The organism is Bacillus cereus group sp. BfR-BA-01355 (assembly GCF_022663675.1).
In the GTDB taxonomy this organism is placed as follows: Bacteria; Bacillota; Bacilli; order Bacillales; family Bacillaceae_G; genus Bacillus_A; species Bacillus_A thuringiensis_S.
The window spans coordinates 47,352-71,709 of sequence record NZ_JAKUFY010000001.1; the positions used below are offsets into that span (position 1 = coordinate 47,352).

A 24,358-nucleotide genomic window follows, 5' to 3' on the forward strand; every position below is an offset into this window, starting at 1 on the left:
ATATGAAAGGGCGTGTTAGCAATTTGTATATGATCAACGGTAGTTTGTTTATTATTTTAGGGGTTATTTGTTATTTAATTGTACGTGGAATATTAATTGGTACCAAAAATAAAAAACATGTGATTTGGTGGAAAGAAATAATAAGTTTTTTATTCGTGGTCTACATTTGTATGGTTGTTGCAGTAACTTTATTCCCTTTACCAATTGGTTTTCCTTCTAATGTTGAAAATCTGAATCGCTCGGTCAATATAATACCATTTGCATCAATTATTAAAGACATCAATCAAATTGGTAGTGCTTATGATGGGGATGCCCTGTTTATGATTGGTCTAATTGTAAGAAATGTAGGCGGGAATATTTTATTATTAATGCCTTTAGGATTTTCAGCACCAATCTTATGGGATAAATATACGAAATTCAAAAATAATATTTTATTAGGATTTGCTATATCAGTTAGTATTGAATTGCTACAATTAATTGAGTCTTTATTTAGTGGAGTGGGACGTATTACTGATATTGATGATGTGATCTGTAATGTTATAGGTTCTATTGTTGGATATTGTATTTATAATATCTTTTTAAAAGCTATTAATAAATTTAACATTCGATTGTTGGGTAAAACTAATTCTAAAGGTGTGGAATTAGTTGATAAATAGGAGTTTAAACGAGTTATTAAAAGCGTACGAGTAAAAAGTACGTCTTTTTATTTTTATAAATAATGCTTAAGGCTGATGAGAACTCACATTTTCCATCTTACACTTGAAAGTAGCTATTGTATTTCAATTATGGAATGAAAAGAGGAGAATATAATCTTTAAAGATAAACAAGTTTATAGGAGGATTCTAAATGGATATTTTACTTGTTGTTCTTATTATTGTTTTGATGCAAAGTAAAGAACGAAAAGTGAAAATAAACCGTATTTGGCTCATTCCGGCTTTGTTGTGCTTTGTAACAGTTCAGTCCATTATTCGTATGGGACAAATAACTTTGCTGCAAGGACTACTGTTTTTTGTAATGCTTGGAATTGGCTTAGGTATTGGAATTATACGGGGGAAAGCTTTAACATTTCGATTAGATAGTGAAACGGGTCATGTACTACGGAAAGGAAATTGGGTAAGTACAATAATTCTTCTTGTTATTTTAGGAGCAAAAATTATTATTAAACAAAGTATGTTTTCTGGTAGCACGCACCAGACACTAATGGTTGTAACAAATGCCTTTTTATGTATTACATTAGGCACCGTAATTAGTAGACGTTATTATATTTGGAAAAAATATAATGAATTAACACAAAAAGCGTAAATACATGCATCCCTTGTTTAACATTGTTGCGAACGGTAATACTAAATAACATTGAACTTTTACAACAAGGGATGATAATATGATATACATTTACACAGACTTCGGCGGTACACATACAACATCACTAGCTGCAGCATATCATTTAAATAAATTACCAACGGATCGTAAGTTAACAAAAGAAGAAATTTTGAATGTAGATTACTTTAATAAATTGAAAACAGAAGATATGGGAAAAATTATTTTTCATGGAATAGACGAAAACGGTCATCCTGTATATACGATTGGATGTGGCGCATCAAAAGTTGTTGTACCAGCGATGAAGCATTTAGGAGAAATCTTGCAAAAACATTATCAAAGTCATGAAAAAATTATTTTTTCTAATACATCACCAACCGTACCTTTACCAATGACTTTTGGTGGTCTGTTTTCTAGAAGGTTCCATATCGATTTTATTGGCGTACCGTTACTCGTATGGGGAGCAAAAATTTGCTGTGATAATATACAAAGGCTTGTTAGTTATACAAAAGAGGCAGGAAGATTAACGAATGATTATGTTGTAATTTTAGATAATGAAACTTTTAAATAGTATATGAATAAGAAGAAAATCGAGCAAATTCCTTGATTTTCTTTTTTATTTGTGGAATAGACAAGAAATAGTCACATTTAATATACATCTACTATAGCCAAAATAATAAAGTCCTGTTACTATTACAGGGATATTCTCTTTTTATAACATAAATATATAGAAAAATTAGAAAAGAGGAATTGAATTAAGGGAGGAACAACATGAAGCGTGTTGCTTGGATTACTGATAGTACAACTGCGAATTTTAAAACAGAAGGAGATAACTTTGTTATCCCAATCGAAGTTATTATTGATGGAATTTCGTACAAAGATTGTGAAGAAGGTGTACGTGAACGGGTTTATAATGCGTTAAACGAAGGTAAAACAGTCACTACTTCACAACCTAATATTGGGGAAATGGTAGAGTTGTTTACAAAATGCAAAGAAGGATATGAAGAAGGATTTGCAGTTGCTATTAGCGGAAAAGTAAGTGGAACCTATCAAAATATGAAGTTAGCTGCAGAAATGGCAGGTTTTCCATTAACTGTATTAGACAGTGAAACAACAAGTTATCCAATGGATGAATTAATTAGAAAAGCGAAATCGTTATACAATGATGGTATGACTTTACAAGATATACACAAAACATTAGTAGATGAAAAAAGAAGACCTTTTCATGTATTCCCAAAGAGTTTAAAAGGTTTATATGCGAGTGGTCGTGTAAAGGGTATTCAATTTTTACTTGGAAGTTTATTAAGTGTGAACTTAATACTAGAAGTAAAAGGTGGAGAGCTTTTACTTGAAAAGAAAGTTCGTAAAATCCAAAAATGTCGAGAATATATTAAAAATGAACTTGAAAAAGAATTACCAAAAGTACTTCATATGTTCCATGCTAACGATAAAGCTGGAGCGGAAGAATGGATTGCAGATATTAAACAAGCATTCCCCGAAATGGATTTCAAATTATATCCATTACCAATTTCATTTGCGGTTCATGCAGGTGAGGGAACAATAGCAATTAGTTATTAAAGTAAAACCCGTGAATCATTCACGGGTTTTTTCAGAGTGTTGGGAAAGACCTTATATACTATAAGGTCTTTTGTACCTCTTAAAATGACTTGAATAGCGTTTATTTGAGGTCATTAGGTAGTTAGAGATTGATGACTATCTTTAACGAAAAAAGTTGAAGTCATATTTTTAAATGCTAATAATTCAGAATATTCTACCTTTTATTTCTACAGTTACAATCTATTTACATATAAGATTATTAGGATTATATTGACAATGAAAGAGAAAACAATAGATGGAAGGGGATGTTTTTTATGTTTAAAAAAGCAGCACTAGGGATTTCATCGTTAGCAATCACAGCGTTCGTCGGATTAGGGATGGCAACAGAAGCTTCAGCTGGACCAGCAGCACCACTTACTTCACTAAACGTCGTACAAGTAGAGTCTGAGCTGGGCGGAGTAGAAACAATTAACCAAAACAGCTTTAGCACAACACGTAACCACGGGGGAAAATACTTATATATTACAACGAAAGAGATGGGATACGGTCAAAATCCGTTTACTAAAATGAATGGTTCTAATGTAAAAAGTATTGGATCCACAATAATCGGCGGAAAACCAATCGTTGGCTGGTATTACAAATGGGATGCGTCTGGACATCAACAAGGAACATTTGAATACCAAAAAACATCTATAAACGCGCCATTTAATACAATGCGTACGTCAATTTATATCCAATAATTTTTGAAAACGTTCGCACATATAGAATAGTTAAAAAGGTACTTCTAGGAGTACCTTTTTTTGATTTGAATCACGTTCATCTATATTTACAATTCCGATTCCATAGCAAGAACACTTCCCATAAAACAAAATCCTTAACGTCTATAAAATTTATATGAACGCGTAGTACAAGTCCGCTACAGTTAAAGTACGTAACTTTACATATTTCAACTCAATAAAAAAGGAAGAAACTGCAGTACTTACGCCGCAGTTTTAAATTCATCCATGAACTCACAGTTTTTAGATATATAGACATAAACGTACTACCTGCTACTCTTTTTTAAATTCAAGATTAAAAAAGAGTAGCTAAACTTATATAAGCTTAGCTTAATGGGTATGTGGCGAAACTTTAAAATTAATTACATCTTTTTCATAGCATAAATAATTTTGTATAGGCAGATGAAAGGATTTTTTAAAATAATAAAGAAGTATGTATAAACAAATATATAAATGGTAGTGATTAGGATGAAAATCAGTAAGTTTGCAGAAGTAAATAATGTAAGTGTAGATACGATTAGACATTATATGGACCTTGGACTCGTTATTCCCGAGAAAAAAGGAAGTCACTATTTTTTTGACGAGTATTGTCAAAAGGATATAGAACTTATATTAGAGTACAAATGGCTAGGGTTTAGCTTGTATGAAATTAAAGAACTGTTTCTTTATAAAAATTTAGGGAAATCCTTAGACTATGAAAAGGATAATTTTTATCAATCTTTATTTAAAGTAAAATATGAAAAGATTGAACAAGAAATAAAAACTTTAGAGGAACGAAAATGCAAATTAAAGGAAGCGTTACATAATTTATCTATAGAAACTGAAATTTCGAGTTCAATTTTAGGGGTAGATTTAAAAGTACTTCATTTATTTAAATGTGTTAAGTGTAACGGAAATTTAATTCTTGAAGATGGCATTATTAATAAGAATCAAATTATTGAGGGAAAGTTAATTTGTAATTGTGGTGAAGAATACACGATTATTTCAGGGGTTTTAACAGCTGGCAACTCAGTGAAAGCGTATGAAAAGAAATCACTTGAAGATTCTATTTCGGATTATATTCATGAAACTGATACTGCTTTTTTGGAAAATGTTCAAAGAGGAGGAGAATGGGCGAAAAAGAAACTAATGCAATTAGATTTAAATGAAAAAATACTACTTGATTTAGGGTCTGGTATTGGGTTCTTTTTACGAAATATTTATGAAGAACTACCGGAAGAGTGTTTATATATTGCTGTTGATCGAGATTTGAATAAACTTTTACTTTTAAAAGATGTAATTGAGAGAAGAAATGTGAAAAGAAATATTGTATTTATCTGTGCCGACTTTCTAAACATACCTATTCAGAATAATTCTGTTGATATTGTAATCGATCAATCAGGTACAAGTAATTATAGTTTTGAATATGAGGAGTTCTTATTGTGTGAATTAAATTCCCTTTTTAAACACAATTGTTATTTATTAAGTTCATTTATTTTATTTAATAAATTTAGTATAAATAGCCAAATTGCACCTAGACTCAGAGAGAATTTTACATCTGCAAAAGTAACAAAAGAAATCGAAAATTTACAGTTTCAATCTATTGATGAAAGTACTTCAAATTATTTGATACGAGGGGGAAGGTACGAGGATTTCTTTGTTCAAGGAGAAGAAATTTATACATATTCATTTTTCGGAAAAAGATGGGGTTAACCCCATCTTTTATTTATTTTCCCTTAAAACTTTTCAAATAGTACATATTGCTATTGGGTTGACCCAAGAACTTACAATGTACGTAACACAAAGTTAGGCAGGGGGAAAAGTGATGGGAAGTTTACGATTACATATAGAAAATAAAAAAAGCAATCAAGAATTAAGAAATATTAGTTTATATTCAATTGCAAAAACAGTATCACTATTTGGTAGCTCTATTTATAGTTTTGCATTAGGATTGTATGTTTTACAAATAACCGGATCTGCGTTAAATTTTGCAATTTCGCTCATATTAGGAACGATTCCAATGATTGTTATGAATCCATTCGCCGGTGTCATTGCTGATAAGGTTGATAAAAAGAAACTGGTTATTTGTATGGATTTACTAAGCGGATTATTATTAATAACTGTTTATATATTAAGCAGCTATTATGGATTAAACTTATTCATCATTTATACTACTACCTTTCTTATGACAGTATTTACAACGTTTTTTGGAATAGGATTAGAGGCCGTAAAACCGAATATGGTTACTAAAGAACGGTTAATGAGTATTAATTCTATAAGTAAAATTATCGATTCTATATCTTTAATTTTAGGGCCTATGTTAGGGGGCATTGTTTTTGCAGTCTTTGATATGAAAACTTTTATAATTATTAACGGTATTTCATTTATCCTTTCGGCTATATCCATATTGTTTATAAACTTTAAATTGTGCGAGCAAAACATAAATGAGGAATGTTCAATTAGAGAAATTAATTTTATTGAAGATATAAAGGAGGGATACTCTTACTTATTGGAGCGGAAAAGCTTAAAAAATACTTTTAGTATTTTAATTTCACTTAATTTCTTTTTAGGCTTTGCTGTAACTGTTCCGTTGCCATACATTATTAACACAGTTCTCAATCTTAGTTCTAAGCAATTTGGTATGATTCAAGGGACTTTTCCGATAGGTATGATAGTTGGTGCAATATTAGTAAAAAAGATAACTGATTGTTTTTCTTATTCTTATCTATTGAAAAAAATAAGTTTTATGTTGGCAATTTTTATGATAGTTTCAGGAATACCTGTTTTATTTAAATCTATTGTAGTAAATAATTTGGTATATGTTACTACGTATTGCATGATTATGTTCTTTTTAGGGTTTATGATAGCACAAATTGATATTCCTTTAATGTATTTCATGCAAAATGAGATTCCTGAAGAATATAGAGGAAGAGTTCTTAGTATTGGATTAAGCTTAGGTAAAATAATGCAGCCAATAGCACTTGCAATATCAGGACTATTATTAAATTTCATTCCAGCCTACACGCTTCCCATTGCAGGGGGGATTGTATTTTTTACTTTGAATAAAATTTTAACAAATAAGTTAAATTTAGAAATTCATTCAAAAGATTATAGTGTTTAACGTAACTTAAAAAGCGCAGGATCAGCATCCTGCGCTTTTCTATCGTAATTCAGCTGTTTTTCTAATAACAATTTTATCAATATCATCTTCTTCATCACCAATAAATAATCCTCGTTCTTTTAAATACGCTTCAAAATATAAATCAGCTTCAGCGCGTTCATCATATGGCTTTACAGAGAGAACGAAACCTAATTTGTTTTGTTCTTCTAAATGAGAAGTGGAGATGTAAGCCGGTACATTATGGCGTAAAAAGAGTTCTTTAACCGGAATAATCATATCTTTCATTAATTTCGTTAGCATACCCATTTCAAACTCGAAATTAAAGCGATCTATACTAGACAAATCAGCGAATACTACACCGATAAAACCTGTATTAAATACTTCTTGATATTCTACATCTTCGTCATGGTCGCCGTAAAAATTCTTTTCGATTAAATAATTTACAAAATAAGCAACGCCATCACTTTGTTCAAATGGTTTCGTTGAAAGAACAAAACCAATTTTCTTTTGTTTATGTAAATACACACATGACATGTATGCTGAAATGTTATGTTCTTTAAATAAAGCACTTGTTGCTCCAGAGAGACCATCTAATACGTGATGAACAATTTGAAGTTTTTTACGAGCGAAATAATAGGATTTCTTTTGTAACTCCAATGTATCAATAAAGACAGAGCCGATAAAGCCTGTATTTGAAATAATAGGTGCTTGCTTTTTTCTTCCTCTGCGCTTTAATGGAGCCATTGTTAAAATCATCCCTTCATGTACGTTTAAAATAAAAAGAACATTTGTTCGTATATTTATATTTTACTATTAAAACGCTATAAAGTAAAGGGTTTTTGATGAAAATATAACAAAAAAGACACCTTATAAAAGGTGCCTTAAACGCTGTAAGGAATAGGGTTTACCCTAACTATTTATATTATGATACAGAAACAATCTCTTCTGTATCTTCTACATCTAAATGACAGTCCATAGTACGAACATCTTGATCTTCATGACTTCCGAAATAAATAGTAATTTTCATATGTATCGCTCCTTTATTCTAGGAATACCTAAAATAATTACTAGTAATGTTAATATTTATTATATACCACTTTTTTCATTCCGACAACGTTATATCATTTTTAATTATTTTAAACTATAGAGCACAATTTAAAGAAGTACTTTTTATAGAAAAAGGTAAATTTCTAATATGTTATATTTAATATAGAAGGATTCGAGTAGTACTTTTTATGAAAAGGAGAACTATTGATGAATTATAAACAATTACTAATAGATAACTTTGTGTTTAAAACTTCATATGTTGCGCAATTTGTGCCCGGAATGAGTGTAAAAGAAACGAAAGATTATATTTCTGTTGATTGCGGATTACCTGCCGATACATTCAATGTTATTACTCTACTAAATAATAATTTAACGGAAGGGATTGAGAAATTATATAAGGAGGTATTCTACTATAATCAAAAAAAATTTCCAATGAGTATTTGGTTATGGGATGAGGAGCAAGAGCGAGATATAAAAAGCGAGTTAATTAAAATCGGTTTAAAAGAAGCGGAACAGAATATTGCGATGGTAGCAGACTTAGAAACAATTTCTCCACCAATAAACATGCCAGTAAGTTTTACAATTCAAGAAGCATCTTCATCTGGAAAAATAAAAAAATTTGGAGAAACATTAGCTAATCTATTCGGCACATCAGAAGAAGGTATACATGTACAAGCATTCTATAATCAAATTTCTAATCTTGATTTATGGAACAGTGAGAATATGAAACTATTTTTAGGATTTTATGAAGGTGAAGTCGTAACTGTTGGTTCATTGATATGTTCAAAAGATAGTATTGGTATTTATGACATAGCAACTAAAGAAGAAATGAGAGGACGAGGATTCGGATCTACTATGTTCAATTTCCTTCTGCAAGAAGCACAAAAATTTAAAAATACTTATTGTGTATTACAAGCTTCACACGATGGAATCAATATTTATAAAAAATCGGGATTTCAAGCTATCGGTAAAATGACTGTATTGGAAAATCGACATTTAATTGAGTAAATCATTCTAGTTAAATCGTCTTTATATAGGAGCTTATAAATCGTTATGAAAAAGATATATCTTGTTACAATAATTTGTGCCTTTATAGTAATAAGTATCTTTGTTTTTCAGAAAATAAATGAACATAAGTATACTAAAGCTATTAATCAATCAAATCATATAAAAAATATCGCACATAGAGGTGCTTCTGCGTACGCACCTGAACATACAATAGCAGCATATAAATTAGGACAACAAATGAATGGAGATTATATAGAAATTGACCTCCAAATGACAAAAGATGGACATTTAGTGGCTATGCATGACGAAACCTTAAATCGTACAACAAATGGTACTGGGCTAGTGAAAGAGCATACATTAGAAGAAATAAAGCAACTAAATGCAGGTTCTTTTTTTAATGAAAAATATCCGAACTTAGCAAAGAAAGAATTTGAAAATGCTAAAGTCCCAACATTAAAAGAAATTATTGAAACGTTTGGGCATAACGCGAACTATTATATCGAAACAAAATCACCTGATGAATATTTAGGAATGGAAGAAAAATTATTAGAAATTATTAATTACTACGAAATACAGGATAAAGTTATTATTCAATCGTTTAGTGAAGAAAGTCTACAAAAGATTCATAGCTTAAATAGTAATATATCCATAGTACAATTATTACCTTATAAAAAAGCAGTTCAATTAACAAAATTAGAGATAGAAAAGTATAAAATGTACTGCATAGGTCTTGGTATGAATTACAAATATATCGATTCAGATTATGTAAAGAAAATAAAGAAAAGTGGATTAGAAGTTCATCCATTTACAGTAGATAATGAAAATGATATGAAAAAGTTACTTGCATGGGGAGTCGACGGGATGTTTACCAATTATCCAGATCATTTACATTCAATATTGGATTTGAAAAATCATGAATAAGTAGTGTTATTCATAAAGGGAAAATTTACACAACCTGTATACTAGGATTATCAATGCAAGAAGGCATGTATCATATCAAAAGAAAATACCAAAAACCGCAACTGGAAGACCTAGGTTGTGGTTTTTTATTGCTTTGATTTCAGTTTACAAAGTTTGAAGCTAGAAGTGAAAACCTTTTTAGATGAATTGGCTTCTTATGTATTTGTACTTCGTATCGTTCTAGGTATATGTACAACCCATGAGACGAATTTTGCATATGATAATAGAAAAGGAGATGTTGCATATTGAAATATCACAATAGAAATGTAAGTAATCTGAATAAATTAGCGGATAATACGAAAGCTGCCGCTTTTAAGTGGTATCAGTACTGCATTGACAATGGTATTGAAGTGTTAATTTACGAAACAATCCGTACGGTCGAGCGACAACGTGAATATGTTCGTAAAGGAGCATCGCAAACGATGCGCTCATATCACTTAGTAGGACAAGCATTAGATTTTGTTCCAATTCAGTCGAATGGTACAGAAGATTGGAATAGCTATAATAAAGAACCGTGGGCATCAGCAATTCGTTATGCTAAACAAATTGGCTTTGAATGGGGCGGTGACTGGAAAGGATTTGTGGATAGTCCGCATTTGCAATATAACTACAAAGGGTATGGAACGGATACTTTTGGAAAAGGTTCTCAAAACGTAGCGACTCCTCCTCCAACGAATGATGGTGTAGGGGTAGCTTATATTAACGGTAGCAATGTAAATTTACGAAAAGGACCTGGTACTGGATATGGTGTTATTCGCCAATTAGGGAAAGGAGAGTCCTACAAAGTATTTGGGCAATCAAATGGCTGGTTAAATTTAGGTGGCGATCAGTGGATTTATAACGATCCATCATATATTCGTTATACGGGAGGAAATGTACCCGCAACTTCACAATCATCAAACGATGGTGTAGGCGTAGTTACTATAATAGCGGATGTATTGCGTGTTCGTACCGGACCAGGAACAAATTACGGTATTGTGAAAAATGTGTACCAAGGTGCAAAATATCAATCGTTTGGATATAAAGATGGTTGGTATAATGTTGGTGGAAATCAATGGGTTTCTGGTGAATATGTTACATTTGTAAAGTAAAAATAAGAGCCGTCCCGTTGGGCGGCATTTTATTATAGATGTTCATAGGACGAGTGCTCATAATATCATTCGTAATATATAGAGTATAATTTTTCATTCTAATAATCAGAAAGTAATCAAAATGTAATTAATTTTAACTACGCTTTTTATATTTTTTTGATACACTGGCTACGAGGGGGATACCAATTAATGTGGGTAAAAACCAAAACCATATTGGCGGAAGTAAATTTATAATGGGAATATGGATGCCGACATTTACTAAAAGTGCGGTGACTGCACCTATATAAGAACCTAACATACCTCTAATGTGGTGATGGAGCCAATTTTTCCAACGTTTTTTTCGTGCGAGGTATCCATAAATTGCAAATGAATAAGAGAAGATTGCTACATAAAATAAATATGCGATTTTATCCCAGTTGATAATGGATAATATTATTGCCGTAAGGGTAATGACAACATAGGATGCATGATATATCTCGCCCCACTCAGTATGTTTTCCTTTCTTCTTTTGAGCAACCATCGCTACAATACCAGTGATTAAGCATATTGTTCCAAATAGTATGTGTATGGTTAAAAGAATGTTAAAAATGCTCATAATAATTCCTCCTTTTTTATTTTTATAGTATTGCAGTATAGGAGAAAAGTTGAAACATATTGTTTGTTGGCCTTAATATATTGAAATAAAGGTAATCCTAGAACAAATTTAAACGGACAAATTTTTCTTGATTTTAGTGAGCCACGTATTACGTGAAATGAAGGAGAGACTTCCATGTTTACATCTATTACATATTTACAATCAGGGAATGACAAACAACAAAAGGTATATGATGTTTTAAATAAACTAAACATAATGGAGGATTTAGCTTTGTATAGTCCCGTTCTTTGCGGGACAATCCCTATAAGAATTGATACTCTCCAATCTGACTTAGATATAGTAATGGAAGTACATAACTTTGATGTTTTTGAGCAGGAAATGAGGTCTTTATATGGTTCTTATAGAGGGTTCAATATAAAAAAGAAAAAAATGAAAGGTACTGAATCGATAAAGGTAAATTTTGAATTCGAAGGTTTTGAATTTGAATTATTTGCTCAGCCTAAGCCAGTGCGTAACCAAAATGCATATAGACATATGATAGTAGAGCACATGCTATTAATGCAGCATCCACATATAAGGGAAGAAATTCTTCGCTTAAAAGAGAACGGTATAAAAACAGAACCTGCTTTTGCTCAAGTATTAAACATTGAAGGAGATCCTTATGAAGGACTTATTGTGTTGGGGCAGGAAATGCGGTTGTGGTAAATAAGATACATAAAAACTCCTCTATAGAAAAAGAGGAGTTTTTATTATGCCATTAGCTTACGGATTAATTCACTCAGCAATTTAACCCCGTTAGTCATTTGTTCTGGAGAAGCATATCCATATGATAAACGAATGTACTGATCTGATTCTTCTTCATAAATACGTCCTGGATTTAAAAGAATTCCTTTTGATAGTGCCTCTGAAAATAGTTTTTTCATCGGAATGTTATGTACAACCTTTAGCCATATAAAAAATCCACCACTAGGAATATCCCACGATGCAACATCTGCACAATATTTATTTAAAGCCCGTATCATGATTTGTCTTCGTTCTTTTAGTTGAATTCTTACGTTTGCAACATGTTCTTCATAAAAACCTTTTTTTATCCATTCAGCAGCAACTCTTTGGGATAACGAACTCGATCCATAGTCTGTTTGCATTTTTATATCTGACAATCTTTCAATAACTGGTTCAGGTCCAATAATCCATCCAATTCTAAGTCCTGGGCTAAGTGTTTTAGATAGACTACCAACATATAATACATGTCCATGTTTATCTATTGATTTTAAAGGAGCTGGAGGGGGTTCATCAATCCATAACTCACGATAAATATCATCTTCAATAATAGGTAACTGTTCCTTTTCACATATCTTTATTATTTCTTTTCTTCGTTCTTGAGACATTAATATCCCAGTTGGGTTTTGAAAACTAGGAATAGAATATAAAATGTTTTTCTTTTGACTGTATTTAATGCGTTTTAATAATTCGTTAGGTAAAATACCGTGATGATCCATAGCTATACCAGATAAATTTATATTTGCTGATTGAAATACATGAAGTGAATATAAGTAAGAAGGTTGTTCAAGTAAAACAGTTGATTCTCTATGCAAAAGACCAATTGATATTAATTGCAATGCTTGTAATGCACCAGAGACGATTAATATAGAACCCGGTGATACATGTATTCCGAATGATTTTACGTATTTACTTATTGCCTCACGTAACGGTAAAAAACCTTTTTGTTCTTCGTATCCGAAATAATCTAATTCGTCACTTACGTTTTTCATAATGGACTGCATCGTTTTTAGCGGGAAAAGTTGAGGTGCAAGTTCACCTTTACTAAGATGGATAAGTGTTTTATTTGCTTCTGCTTCATTTATTTCTCGTACCATTAACTTGCTAGGTTTATGAATACCAGCTTTTACATATTCACTCCAATCAGGCGGGGGATTCGTCGCTAATAATGACCATGTATTATTTGTTACAACTGTTCCTGCTCCGATTTTCCCTTGAATTAAGCCATCTGCCATAAGTTCATCGAGCGCAGTTATTACAGTACTTCGATTTACATGAAATAATTTTGCTAACTGCCTTTGACTAGGGATCTTACTTCCGATCGGCCATTCTCCGTTTTCGATTTTTTCTTTCATATAATCTACTATCTGCCGATATTTAGGCAGTTTTTTATTCGTTGTCATAAAAAAACTCCCTCGTTCAATTTAAAAATGCCAAGTGGTTGGTTTTTACGATAAATAACTGGTTGAAGACATTGTATCAACTATTAAATATGATGAAAAGAAATAATTGGTAATTTAAAAATGGTTGGTTTTTTAGGGAAGGAGAAAAAACATGCATAATAAAAAATGGGATTTACGCATTATATGTGCTCACGCTTTTACAATTCTTATATGGGGAACTGCTTTTCCGGCAATTCGTATGGGGCTTGAATCTTATACACCTGAGCATCTTACTTTACTACGCTTATTAATCGCTTCATTTATACTTCTGTTGTTTTCTTTTATCTACAAGTTACGGCTACCGGATTTAAAAGATATCCCAGCAATTTTTATGTTCGGTGCTTTAGGATTCACTTTTTATCACATTGCATTAAACTACGGCGAAAAAACAGTAAATGCTGGTTCTGCAAGTTTAATTGTTTCGGTCACACCTATAGTAACGGCAATTCTTGCTTCTATATTTTTAAACGAAAAAATGAAATTAAATGGTTGGATCGGTGGTGTAATTAGTTTTATAGGAATTGCTCTCATATCATTTAGTCAAGGAGATAGTATTCAATTAAATAGTGGGGGATTATTTATATTATTTGCAGCAATTTCAGAAAGCCTATATTTTGTTTTCCAAACTTCTTACTTAAAAAAGTACGGCTTCTTACCATTTACCATATATACAATTTTATCTAGTACTGTATGTATGCTTATTTTCTTACCGGGAATGTATCAAGAAATACTAGCAGCTCCTCTTGAAGTGAATGTGAGTGTTTTATATTTAGGCTTATTTCCAACAGTACTCCCATATATCGCATTGGCCTATATCATATCTCATGCTGGTGCTGCTGAGGCAACAAGCTCTCTATATTTAACCCCAGTAACTGCATGTTTTATTGCTTGGTTATGGTTAGGAGAAGTGCCAACTTTAGTTTCGATAATTGGCGGAGGAATTACTATACTTGGAATTGTGATTGCTCATATACCAGTATTAAGAAAAGAAAAACATAGGAATTTAGCAAATAATCAATCCGTATAATGTAATTCAATAATGATTTTATGATACTTTTTCATATAGTTTCTTTCTTATGTTGATAAATATAATATTTTGTATTTCAGTTAAATATTGTATGTTACATTTTATGTAGTAAGCATTTTAAAAGGAGATGACAACATAATGAATGGAAAAAGAAAATTTTTCACATGTATTTCTATTATAGGAATCGGACTAGCTAGTTTTTCTAATTCTAGTTTCGCAGCAAATGTAACGGACAATTCAGTACAAAATTCTATTCCTGTAGTTAATCAACAAGTAGCTTCTGCAAAGGAAATGAAACCATTTCCCCAGCAAGTTAATTATGCAGGTGTTATAAAACCTACTCATGTTACACAGGAAAGTTTAAATGCTTCTGTAAGAAGTTACTACGATAATTGGAAAAAGAAATATTTGAAAAATGATTTATCTTCTTTACCTGGTGGTTATTATGTAAAAGGAGAGATTACAGGTGATGCGGATGGGTTTAAGCCACTTGGAACTTCAGAAGGTCAAGGGTATGGGATGATAATTACAGTATTAATGGCTGGTTATGATTCGAATGCTCAAAAAATCTATGACGGTTTATTTAAAACAGCAAGAACTTTTAAAAGTTCTCAAAATCCTAATTTAATGGGATGGGTTGTTGCAGATAGTAAAAAAGCACAAGGTCATTTTGATTCTGCTACTGATGGGGATTTAGATATTGCGTATTCTCTTCTTCTTGCTCATAAGCAGTGGGGATCTAATGGAACAGTTAATTATTTGAAAGAAGCACAAGACATGATTACAAAAGGTATTAAAGCTAGTAATGTTACAAATAATAACCGACTAAATTTAGGAGATTGGGATTCTAAAAGTTCACTTGATACGAGACCATCTGATTGGATGATTTCACACCTCAGAGCATTTTATGAATTTACAGGTGATAAAACTTGGCTTACTGTTATTAATAATTTGTACGATGTTTATACGCAATTTAGTAATAAGTACTCTCAAAATACAGGACTTATTTCAGATTTCGTTGTAAAAAATCCACCACAACCCGCACCTAAAGACTTCTTAGAGGAGTCAGAATATACAAATGCATATTATTACAATGCTAGTCGGGTACCATTGAGAATTGTAATGGACTATGCGATGTACGGCGAGAAAAGAAGTAAAGTCATTTCTGATAAAGTCTCTTCATGGATTCAAAATAAAACGAATGGAAATCCTTCTAAAATTGTGGATGGTTATCAATTAAATGGATCTAATATTGGTAGTTATTCAACTGCTGTATTTGTTTCACCGTTTATTGCTGCAAGTATAACGAGTAGCAATAATCAAAAGTGGGTAAATAGCGGTTGGGATTGGATGAAGAATAAGAGAGAAAGCTATTTTAGTGATAGTTATAATTTATTAACTATGTTATTTATTACAGGAAATTGGTGGAAACCTGTACCTGATGATAAAAAAATACAAAATCAAATAAATGATGCAATTTATGAAGGATACGATAATTAATTAAATTTGAGAATGGTTACTTAAGAAAGGAATTAGCATACGCTAGTTCCTTTTTAATATTTTGTAAAACATTATCCATTCTAAAATTCGCATAGATATACTTGCTTTTTTCATATACATAGTTATTGATGACTCTATGTTTTTATGAGGGGAGAGTATTTCTTGGAAAAAGTATTATTTTTCGGAGACCCAGGTATTGATGACTCATTTGCCATTATGTATGGTTTACTGCATCCCGAAATTGAAATTGTAGGTATTGTAACTGGATACGGAAATGTTGAGCATATACATGCTGCACATAATGCAGCGTATATTTTACAGTTAGCAAATAGACAAGACATTCCTGTCATTAGTGGTGCAACAAAACCACTTACAGAAGAAATTACTACGTACTACCCTGAAATTCACGGAGCAGAAGGATTAGGGCCCATCCATGTTCCAGAAAGCGTATTATCTATTCCAATATACAATTTTGGTAGTATCGCTGCGATTCTTGTAAAGTACGGAAAAGATTTAACGATTGTTGATGTAGGAAGATCTACCTCGTTAGCAATTGCTTTTAATTTATGGAATGATTTAATGCTAAATGTAAAAGCAATATATTTCATGGGTGGTGTTTTTTTAGAAGTAGGAAACGTTACGCCGTTAGCAGAGGCAAATGTGTATGGAGATCCGATAGCAAGTAAAATTGTTTTCCATCAAGCAAAGAATTTATTAATATTCCCTTTAAATGTAACAAACAAAGCTGTGTTAACACCAAATGTATTTAGCTATATTCAAGCTAATACAAAGAATCCATTTCATATGATAATGAAACCAATGTATGACTACTATTTATCTGCATACCAAAAACTTAATCCATCTATCGAAGGACCTTTGCTACATGATGTGGTTGCAATAAGTGGATTAGTAAATCCAAGTTTTTTTGAATTTGTGCATCGTACAGTAAATGTAGATACATACGGAGATACGAAAGGACAAACATTTGCTGATTTCCGCCCTAGCTCTATACCTGAAGGGGCCCATATAGCATTAGAAATAGATGAACAAAAATTCATTCAAGATTTTATAAAAATCATGTTATAAGTTGTTGTCGAAAAAGGGAATTATTTCAATGCGTTGAATATAAAAATACATCCCTCTAGATAAAGGAGCTTACAATATTGAATGTCCAGTTAAAGGTTGTTACGAGAGAAAATTGGGAAGAAGCATTAAAGCTACAAGTTAAAGAAAATCAGTTGAAATTTGTTCCATCCGTAGCAGTTTCGCTTGCTAAAGTATATATAAAACCAGATGGTGACAATGTAGAGTACATACCATTCTCTATATACGTTGGTGACCTTATGGTTGGTTTTGTAATGCATGCAGTTGTAAGAGAGACATCAGATATGTATTGGATTAACGGATTTATTATTGATCAAAAGCAGCAAGGAAATGGATATGGAAAAGCAGCATTACAAGAAAGTATTAATATAATAAAAAATACTTTTAAATCGTGTAAAGAAATTAGATTAACCGTACATAAAGATAATATCTCTGCAAAGAAACTATATGAACGATACAGTTTCAAATCATTAGAACAGGAGTATGATGGCGAGCAAGTATATCGTTTATTTGTTTAACTATTAGGAAGTAAAGGCGTGAAATGAAATATGCAATTTACTGAAGTGAAAATTGAAGTGTTCATTCCTGAAGAATATATTGAAACATTAAGGGATGAATTAAATAAAATTGGAGCATGTAAAACGGGCGAATATGACCATTGTCTTTCCTATAGTTCAGTGAAAGGATATTGGAGACCTTTAGACGAGGCATCTCCTTTTAATGGAGAAATTGGTCGAATATGCGAAGGGCAAGAATGTAAAGTTGAAATAAAGTGTAAACGAGAACTTGTAAAAGATGCTCTTGAAGTTATTAATGATATTCATCCGTATGAAACACCTATGATTTATATTATACCAATACTAAATGACTATTTTGAGCAACTATACATTGAATAACTAGGAGGAATATCAATTGAAAAGTAAATTTCATCATATTGTACGAGCAGTCATGATAAAAGATGAAAAATTATTAGTTGCTGAATATATTGGCCATCATTATTTTTTTACCTGGTGGCCATGTTGAAATTGGAGAATCAGCCGAGAATGCATTAATAAGAGAGTTAAGAGAAGAACTTGGAGTAAACTGTAGTATACAACAATTTTTAGGAGTCATAGAAAATCAATGGCAAGATAAAGAAGTGCTTCATCATGAAATTAACCACATTTTTGAAGTAGAGTCACAAGATTTACATACGGACTTACCACCGAAATCTAGCGAGTCTCATTTAGCATTTCAATGGATAGATTGTAATAAAGAAGCCTTAAATCATTATGAAATCATGCCAATGCCTTTAGTGAAGGAATTACTAGAAAGAAAGTTAAGTGATGAACTACTAAATTGTTGGATTAGTAATTTTTAAATCACTTTATTTATAGTAAATACGTCCATCGAATGAATATAAAGAAAATAGGCTGAAAAACAAGGTACATCACCTAGTGTAAGTTCATATTTTGTTGATGTACGCATTTAGTCTATAGTCTTGTTTCTACTTTGTTCACAAGAATTTATTAACTTTAATATTTGGGCGGAATTTATATTTATAAATGGAGGGGTTCTTAATGAATCAGTTTCAACATGAACTACAAACATTAAATCTTAATGATTATCAAACTGGTAATGTTGTGTATTGGGATCAACAACAAAGTCAATATCCATACTACTACATTCAAGACGATGCACGTCGTTGCGGAGGATGCGGAGGTTGTGGTGGACGCTGTGGCGGTTGTGGCGGCGGTAGATGTGGTGGCTGTGGTGGACGTTGCGTAGGTTGCGCTGGTTGTTTTGGTTGCTTTAATTGCTGGAACTGGTGGATTATTTAAATATAGTACATCATTAATATTTTATATGAAAGAAAGGTGTAAATACTGTTTATACTTTTCTTTCATGCTGTAATTTTGTATTAGTGTTAAGGGGGATTTATTTGTATACATACGAAAAGTTGATTTCTTGGGTAGAAAATATAAAAGAAAAAAATCAAAGTTCTGCTGCAGCACTTTGTATTATAAAAGATAATAAAATCGTGCTAGAGCATTATAGTGGTTATCACTCAAATACATCTACAAGCAAGAAAGTAACAGCACCTTCACAATTTAACGTTGCTTCTGCTAGAAAAAGTTATTTAGGATTAATAATAGCGTATGCGCTTTATGAGGGGAAAATAAACTCTATTGATGATGAAGCGATAAAATATTTTAAAGACTTTGATCCTGTATTGCTTGGTAAAACAACGATAAGACATTTAGTAACACATTCGCACGGATTAGAAGAAACGAATGACGGGACAATTTTTCGTGAATTTGAACCGGGACAATCATGGGCGTATAGAGATATTAATGTAAGAATGATGACACGTCTTATTTATCAGCTATATAACAAAAGTTTTCCTGAATTGTTAAAAGAGCGTGTTTTTAAACCTGCTAAATTTCAAGAAACAGGATGGAGAATACAGCAAGATGAAAATTTGGTTGAAATTATTAATAATCCAAATGAAGACCCGATAAGTGGAATTGGTACAGTAAATGATGGTACTGAAAAAAATCTATTTGTCTCAGCTAGAGAATTTGCGCAGTGGGGCAATCTTCATCTAAATCAAGGCATGATACATGATAAACAAATCGTTCCAAAAGAAGTTATAAAAATTGCTACGAGTTTGCAGAGTCCAACATTTATAAACAAAGAGCTACCACAAAATGGGGTGTTTTGGTTCATCCAAAATGAGCCTGCACAATTAAGCGAACTTGGTGAACGTATTCCAAAAGGGTCGTATCAAATATTAGGGATTACTGGACCGACTATTTTAGTAATACCTGAATATAATGTAGTTGTTGCAAAAATGTATAATAAAAGATATAACTACGGCGGTGATAATTACTTATATTATTTACGTGAATTTAGTAATTTAGTCGCTGATACATTTAGTAACCGTATTAGGGCATAATTACTCCTATAACAAAAAGGGGTGATTGAAAGTGAAAGATAAAGTGAACAAAAATAAAAAGCAAAATATAAAAGATGTAAATACAGAGCAAAATGCAATTTATAGCGATCCTAAAGATGCAGCTAATATGCAAACTGTACTGCAGCCGAAAGATTTTGATGAAATCGAATATTAATTTTTCATCCGACTATATGATGAATGAAAAATACGTCTTAAGTCTCATAACATTTAAGAAATTATTTGATAACATATATACATAAGCATTTGAAAATGTCTTATCTTAACAAAGCTTTCTTTAGAAATATCTGATATAACCTGCAAAAGGCACTTCTTTATGAAGTGTCTTTTTGTGTATATGAACTTAATTACCATTTTCCGTACAGTATCTTGTAATTTATGATGGATATACTAACTGTGAAAATTCATGTCAAGATAAAAGAAGGGGACAAGTTAGTATGAAACAAAGTTCTATAAATCCGTTACTAATTGTTCTAGGTACAATCATTGTTCAAATTGGCCTTGGAACAATTTATACATGGAGTTTATTTAATCAACCCCTTGTAAGTAAGTTTGGATGGAATCTTAATTCAGTAGCGATAACTTTCTCCATAACAAGTTTTTCTTTATCATTCTCAACTTTATTTGCAGCAAAGTTGCAGAAAAAATTAGGACTTCGAAAACTTATTGCTACTGCAGGAATTGTTTTAGGACTCGGCTTAATACTTAGTTCACAAGTTTCTTCTTTACCACTATTATATTTATTAGCTGGTGTCGTTGTTGGTTATGCGGATGGAACAGCTTATATTACATCACTATCTAATTTAATTAAATGGTTTCCAAATCGGAAAGGGCTTATTTCAGGTATATCTGTATCAGCGTATGGAATGGGCAGCTTAATCTTTAGATATATAAACGGAAATCTTATCGATAACCTTGGTGTATCACAAGCATTCTTATATTGGGGTATTATCGTGTTACTTTTAGTGTTAATCGGATCGTTCTTCTTACGTGAGGCAATTGTAAGTAATGCTGTAACTGAAACATTACACAATGACTATACTCCGCGTGAAATGATGCGAACGAAACAAGTATATCTGCTATTTTTTATGTTATTCACCTCGTGTATGGGTGGTTTGTATTTAATCAGTATGGTAAAAGATATCGGCGTACAACTCGTTGGACTTAGCGCAGCAACTGCTGCAAACGCCGTTGCTATGATTGCAATCTTTAATACAGTAGGTAGAATCATTCTTGGGACGTTATCAGATAAAATCGGCCGAATGAAAATTGTCTCTGCAACGTTTATTATTATAGGATTGTCAGTCTTTACTTTAAGTTTTATTCCGCTAAATTACGGAATCTATTTTGCTTGTGTAGCAAGTGTCGCCTTTTGCTTCGGTGGTAATATAACTATATTCCCAGCTATTGTCGGAGATTTCTTTGGATTAAAAAACCATAGTACAAATTACGGCATTGTCTACCAAGGTTTCGGATTTGGTGCGCTTGCAGGATCATTTATTGGAGCGATACTCGGGGGATTTCAACCAACTTTCATTATAATCGGTGTTTTAAGTGTTATTTCCTTCATTATTTCAATATTAATCCGTCCACCAACTGCAGAAAAGAAAAAGGAACTAAAACATTTACATCGGAAAGTTGCTTAATTTTAAAAAGAGTCCTCATGTTAGGGCTCTTTTTTATTCCATTAACTTTGCTTCTTTACTAACTCATTAAAGACAGGACAATATCATTATAAAATTGAATAGATAAGTAAAAAGGAGCGTGACACTTAAAATGAAAATAGTACAGCAGTGGGTACAAGAAGATAGTGATTACATAAGAGAGAAAGTAATTGAATATAATCAAAAATATCTCGCAGATGAAGAAAAAACACCTTCAGAAAAGGTTAGTTTCATAGTAAGAAATGAAAAAGAAGAAATCGTAGGTGGGGTAACAGCAATAATTTTTTGGCACCATGTACACGTTGACTTTCTATGGGTTTCTGAAGAATATAGGCATGAAGGTTACGGAAACAAGTTAATAAAGCTTATTGAAGAATTTGCAATTGAAAAAGGGTGTAGGTTAATTAATTTAGATACCTTTAGTTTCCAAGCTCCTGATTTTTATAAGAAACATGGATATAAAGTAATTGGAGTAAGTGAAGATCATCCGAAAGGACATAATCATTATTATTTAGAAAAACGGCTAAAAAGTATATAGAATTTGTTAACATTAGTATTTGGAATACAAATGTAATCAAGGCGAGGTTATTATTAATTTTAGTTTTAATTTAATCAATTTTCATGCTAAAACTTCAAGAACGTTCTTTGGATAATCTTCCTAAGATACGTTCTTTCTTTATATATCAGTGGCCCATTCTTATTAACTCCACCAATAGCGGTAAAGGCAAGACTTAACTAACTTATATATATTAAAAGGAGTTAATGGTAGAATGGATAGAAGACAGAAAATTCCTTTTATTAAAAATAGAGGAGGTACATATGAAAAAAGTTAATGTTACATACGCGATTTTGTACGATAAAACTAATGAAAAGATCTTAATGGTAAAAAACAAAGGGGAAAATGGTTCTTATTATACATTACCGGGTGGCGCAGTTAAATTAGGAGAAACCTTAGAAGAAGGAGTAATTCGGGAAGTAAAAGAAGAAACAGGGTTACATATAAACGTAAAAGGGATTTGTTCTATCAGCGAAGCCTTTTTCGAGGAAAGAGATCATCATGCAATTTTCTTTAATTTTCTAGGTGAAATAATCGGCGGAGAGACATATATATCAAGGCCAAAAGAAATTGAAGAGATTACTTGGATGGAATTACATATAGCAGCACCGTATTTACGCATACCAGAACATTTACTAGATTTATTACAAAGGAAAGAAACAGTACCTTATTTTTTTAACGGAACAATCGTTCATCAATCTTCATAAAAATATTATCTCATGTAAGGCGGGGAAAACATGGAGTTCATCGTTAATCACAAACAATTTACTCAAGCACTTTCAGAAGTTAACAAAGCGATATCAACAAAATCTTTAATTCCTATATTATCTGGTATAAAAATAACTGCAGATCAATCTGGAATTACTTTAATTGCAAGTAACTCGAATATTTTTATTGAAAAATTCATTCCTGTTTCAATTGAAGGCGAAAAAATTGCAACTATTTTAAAGGCAGGAACTATTGTTGTACCTGCAAAGTATTTCATTGAAATAATAAAGAAAATGCCAAGTGATATAGCAATAAAAAGTAAGAATGAGCAAATTATTAAGATACAATCAGAAGAAATCACATTAAGTTTAAATGGATTTCCTGCAGATGAGTTTCCGAATGTACCGCTTATAGACAATCATACAGAAATCAAGGTAGAGACAGAGCAATTGATTGAAGTATTTAAACAAACAGTCTTTGCGGTAGCGAAAAATGAATCTAGACCTGTTCTTACTGGGGTGCATATAGAGTTATCTAATAATAAGTTTATTTGTGCTGCAACTGACTCACATAGACTAGCGATACGTGAAACGCGACTTTCCTCAGATGTAAAAGCAAATTGTATTGTACCAAGCGCAACCATTAGTGAACTTCTAAAATTAATGAACAGCAATTCGGAATTCGTATATATTTACCTTTCAGAGAGTCATATTATATTTACGCTTGGAACAACTACATTATATTCAAGACTAATTGAAGGGAAATATCCTAATATTTCTAACCTTATTCCAAATGACTTTAAAACGATTATTAACATAGATAGAAAAAAGATATTACAAGGTGTAGACCGATCAAGTTTATTAGCAAGTGAATGGGCCAATAACAATGTTAACTTAGAAATCATAAACGAATCTACAATTAAAATTTCTTCAAACGCTTCTCAAATTGGGCAAATATCCGAAACGCAACAAATAGATGCGATTCAAGGTGAAAAACAATTAAATATATCTTTCGATGGGCGTTTTATGGTTGATGCTTTAAGAGCAATAAAAGAAGAAACGATTACTTTAAGCTTTGGCGGTTCTATGAGACCGATATTGATTGAAGCAGGAGAGCAATCTGCAGCAATCCATCTTATATCTCCAGTAAGAGCTTATTAAAAACGGAGGA

The 24,358-nt window shown here is 31.8% G+C and carries 27 protein-coding genes and 1 pseudogene; 25 read left to right on the plus strand and 3 right to left on the minus strand.

The annotated features are described in order from the left end of the window. Window positions 1-23: 23 nt before the first annotated feature. The 7 genes from MR167_RS00245 (at window position 24) to MR167_RS00275 (ending at window position 6,750) form a co-directional block, all read left to right on the plus strand. Entirely contained in the window at window positions 24-656 is a 633-nt protein-coding gene (locus tag MR167_RS00245; protein ID WP_000281840.1) for a VanZ family protein, read from the plus strand. A 190-nt stretch (window positions 657-846) separates the two neighbouring features. Beyond that, a complete protein-coding gene (locus MR167_RS00250; protein ID WP_000353715.1) occupies window positions 847-1,302 on the plus strand; it encodes a DUF1453 family protein in 456 nt (151 codons plus the stop codon). 79 nt (window positions 1,303-1,381) lie between these two features. Then, complete coding sequence (locus MR167_RS00255) at window positions 1,382-1,888, plus strand: DUF3189 family protein (protein WP_000639423.1); 507 nt, start codon at window positions 1,382-1,384, stop codon at window positions 1,886-1,888. A gap of 200 nt (window positions 1,889-2,088) precedes the next feature. After that, window positions 2,089-2,895 (plus strand): DegV family protein, encoded by an 807-nt coding sequence (locus tag MR167_RS00260; protein WP_000831922.1) that lies wholly within the window; start codon window positions 2,089-2,091, stop codon window positions 2,893-2,895. A gap of 293 nt (window positions 2,896-3,188) precedes the next feature. Further along, window positions 3,189-3,614, plus strand: a complete 426-nt coding sequence (locus tag MR167_RS00265; protein WP_000472921.1) for a DUF4879 domain-containing protein — start codon at window positions 3,189-3,191, stop codon at window positions 3,612-3,614. A 504-nt stretch (window positions 3,615-4,118) separates the two neighbouring features. Beyond that, window positions 4,119-5,342, plus strand: a complete 1,224-nt coding sequence (locus MR167_RS00270; protein ID WP_000703286.1) for a MerR family transcriptional regulator — start codon at window positions 4,119-4,121, stop codon at window positions 5,340-5,342. Between the two features lie 112 nt (window positions 5,343-5,454). Continuing rightward, entirely contained in the window at window positions 5,455-6,750 is a 1,296-nt protein-coding gene (locus MR167_RS00275) for an MFS transporter (protein WP_000535181.1), read from the plus strand. Window positions 6,751-6,789: 39 nt separating this feature from the next. On the opposite strand, the gene MR167_RS00280 is transcribed toward MR167_RS00275, so the two are convergent. Then, entirely contained in the window at window positions 6,790-7,494 is a 705-nt protein-coding gene (locus MR167_RS00280; protein WP_000035353.1) for a hypothetical protein, read from the minus strand. A 510-nt stretch (window positions 7,495-8,004) separates the two neighbouring features. Here MR167_RS00280 and MR167_RS00285 point away from each other — a divergent pair. The 4 genes from MR167_RS00285 to MR167_RS00300 all read left to right on the plus strand — a co-directional run bounded on the left by MR167_RS00285 (window position 8,005) and on the right by MR167_RS00300 (window position 10,856). Continuing rightward, on the plus strand, window positions 8,005-8,805 hold the full coding sequence (locus tag MR167_RS00285) for a GNAT family N-acetyltransferase (protein ID WP_001107084.1): 801 nt from the start codon (window positions 8,005-8,007) through the stop codon (window positions 8,803-8,805). 45 nt (window positions 8,806-8,850) lie between these two features. Beyond that, entirely contained in the window at window positions 8,851-9,726 is an 876-nt protein-coding gene (locus MR167_RS00290; protein WP_000725654.1) for a glycerophosphodiester phosphodiesterase, read from the plus strand. Window positions 9,727-9,843: 117 nt separating this feature from the next. Then, a complete protein-coding gene (locus tag MR167_RS00295) occupies window positions 9,844-10,014 on the plus strand; it encodes a hypothetical protein (RefSeq protein WP_000232343.1) in 171 nt (56 codons plus the stop codon). Then, a complete protein-coding gene (locus MR167_RS00300) occupies window positions 10,011-10,856 on the plus strand; it encodes a M15 family metallopeptidase (protein ID WP_000873744.1) in 846 nt (281 codons plus the stop codon). Before MR167_RS00295 ends, MR167_RS00300 begins: the two co-directional genes overlap by 4 nt. A gap of 133 nt (window positions 10,857-10,989) precedes the next feature. Here MR167_RS00300 and MR167_RS00305 read toward each other — a convergent pair whose 3' ends face one another. Next, a complete protein-coding gene (locus tag MR167_RS00305; RefSeq protein WP_000021744.1) occupies window positions 10,990-11,451 on the minus strand; it encodes a DUF2306 domain-containing protein in 462 nt (153 codons plus the stop codon). Window positions 11,452-11,625: 174 nt separating this feature from the next. Between MR167_RS00305 and MR167_RS00310 the strand changes: the two genes are divergently transcribed. Further along, the gene (locus MR167_RS00310; protein WP_000495184.1) at window positions 11,626-12,156 is read left to right on the plus strand and encodes a DUF4269 domain-containing protein; all 531 of its coding nucleotides are present in this window, start codon (window positions 11,626-11,628) and stop codon (window positions 12,154-12,156) included. Window positions 12,157-12,200: 44 nt separating this feature from the next. Here the strand turns inward: MR167_RS00310 and norG are convergent, their stop codons facing one another. Then, a complete protein-coding gene (norG, locus tag MR167_RS00315; protein ID WP_242313657.1) occupies window positions 12,201-13,634 on the minus strand; it encodes an efflux pump transcription regulator NorG in 1,434 nt (477 codons plus the stop codon). Between the two features lie 151 nt (window positions 13,635-13,785). Between norG and MR167_RS00320 the strand changes: the two genes are divergently transcribed. The 13 genes and pseudogenes from MR167_RS00320 (at window position 13,786) to dnaN (ending at window position 24,348) form a co-directional block, all read left to right on the plus strand. Next, complete coding sequence (locus MR167_RS00320; protein ID WP_242313659.1) at window positions 13,786-14,700, plus strand: DMT family transporter; 915 nt, start codon at window positions 13,786-13,788, stop codon at window positions 14,698-14,700. 138 nt (window positions 14,701-14,838) lie between these two features. Continuing rightward, the gene (locus tag MR167_RS00325) at window positions 14,839-16,200 is read left to right on the plus strand and encodes a family 8 glycosyl hydrolase (protein WP_242313661.1); all 1,362 of its coding nucleotides are present in this window, start codon (window positions 14,839-14,841) and stop codon (window positions 16,198-16,200) included. Between the two features lie 162 nt (window positions 16,201-16,362). Beyond that, window positions 16,363-17,286: a nucleoside hydrolase gene (locus MR167_RS00330; RefSeq protein WP_098900435.1), complete on the plus strand. Its 924-nt coding sequence runs from the start codon at window positions 16,363-16,365 to the stop codon at window positions 17,284-17,286. A 77-nt stretch (window positions 17,287-17,363) separates the two neighbouring features. Further along, the gene (locus MR167_RS00335) at window positions 17,364-17,822 is read left to right on the plus strand and encodes a GNAT family N-acetyltransferase (protein WP_086390554.1); all 459 of its coding nucleotides are present in this window, start codon (window positions 17,364-17,366) and stop codon (window positions 17,820-17,822) included. Between the two features lie 30 nt (window positions 17,823-17,852). Then, complete coding sequence (gene cutA, locus MR167_RS00340) at window positions 17,853-18,200, plus strand: divalent cation tolerance protein CutA (RefSeq protein WP_001160789.1); 348 nt, start codon at window positions 17,853-17,855, stop codon at window positions 18,198-18,200. Between the two features lie 16 nt (window positions 18,201-18,216). Continuing rightward, window positions 18,217-18,664, plus strand: a pseudogene (locus tag MR167_RS00345) (NUDIX domain-containing protein). A gap of 199 nt (window positions 18,665-18,863) precedes the next feature. Continuing rightward, window positions 18,864-19,124 carry a heterocycloanthracin/sonorensin family bacteriocin gene (locus tag MR167_RS00350; protein ID WP_001071342.1) on the plus strand — a complete coding sequence of 87 codons (261 nt, stop codon included), beginning with the start codon at window positions 18,864-18,866 and terminating at the stop codon, window positions 19,122-19,124. A gap of 101 nt (window positions 19,125-19,225) precedes the next feature. Then, the gene (locus tag MR167_RS00355; RefSeq protein ID WP_000288927.1) at window positions 19,226-20,242 is read left to right on the plus strand and encodes a serine hydrolase domain-containing protein; all 1,017 of its coding nucleotides are present in this window, start codon (window positions 19,226-19,228) and stop codon (window positions 20,240-20,242) included. Between the two features lie 31 nt (window positions 20,243-20,273). Next, on the plus strand, window positions 20,274-20,417 hold the full coding sequence (locus tag MR167_RS00360; RefSeq protein ID WP_074602971.1) for a hypothetical protein: 144 nt from the start codon (window positions 20,274-20,276) through the stop codon (window positions 20,415-20,417). Between the two features lie 280 nt (window positions 20,418-20,697). Beyond that, window positions 20,698-21,906, plus strand: a complete 1,209-nt coding sequence (locus MR167_RS00365; RefSeq protein ID WP_000814378.1) for an L-lactate MFS transporter — start codon at window positions 20,698-20,700, stop codon at window positions 21,904-21,906. A gap of 130 nt (window positions 21,907-22,036) precedes the next feature. Beyond that, the gene (locus tag MR167_RS00370) at window positions 22,037-22,462 is read left to right on the plus strand and encodes a GNAT family N-acetyltransferase (RefSeq protein ID WP_000706899.1); all 426 of its coding nucleotides are present in this window, start codon (window positions 22,037-22,039) and stop codon (window positions 22,460-22,462) included. 281 nt (window positions 22,463-22,743) lie between these two features. Next, a complete protein-coding gene (locus MR167_RS00375) occupies window positions 22,744-23,187 on the plus strand; it encodes an NUDIX hydrolase (RefSeq protein ID WP_106082082.1) in 444 nt (147 codons plus the stop codon). Window positions 23,188-23,217: 30 nt separating this feature from the next. After that, window positions 23,218-24,348, plus strand: coding sequence for a DNA polymerase III subunit beta (gene dnaN / locus MR167_RS00380; RefSeq protein ID WP_242313662.1), 1,131 nt, complete (start codon window positions 23,218-23,220; stop codon window positions 24,346-24,348). Window positions 24,349-24,358 lie beyond the last annotated feature (10 nt).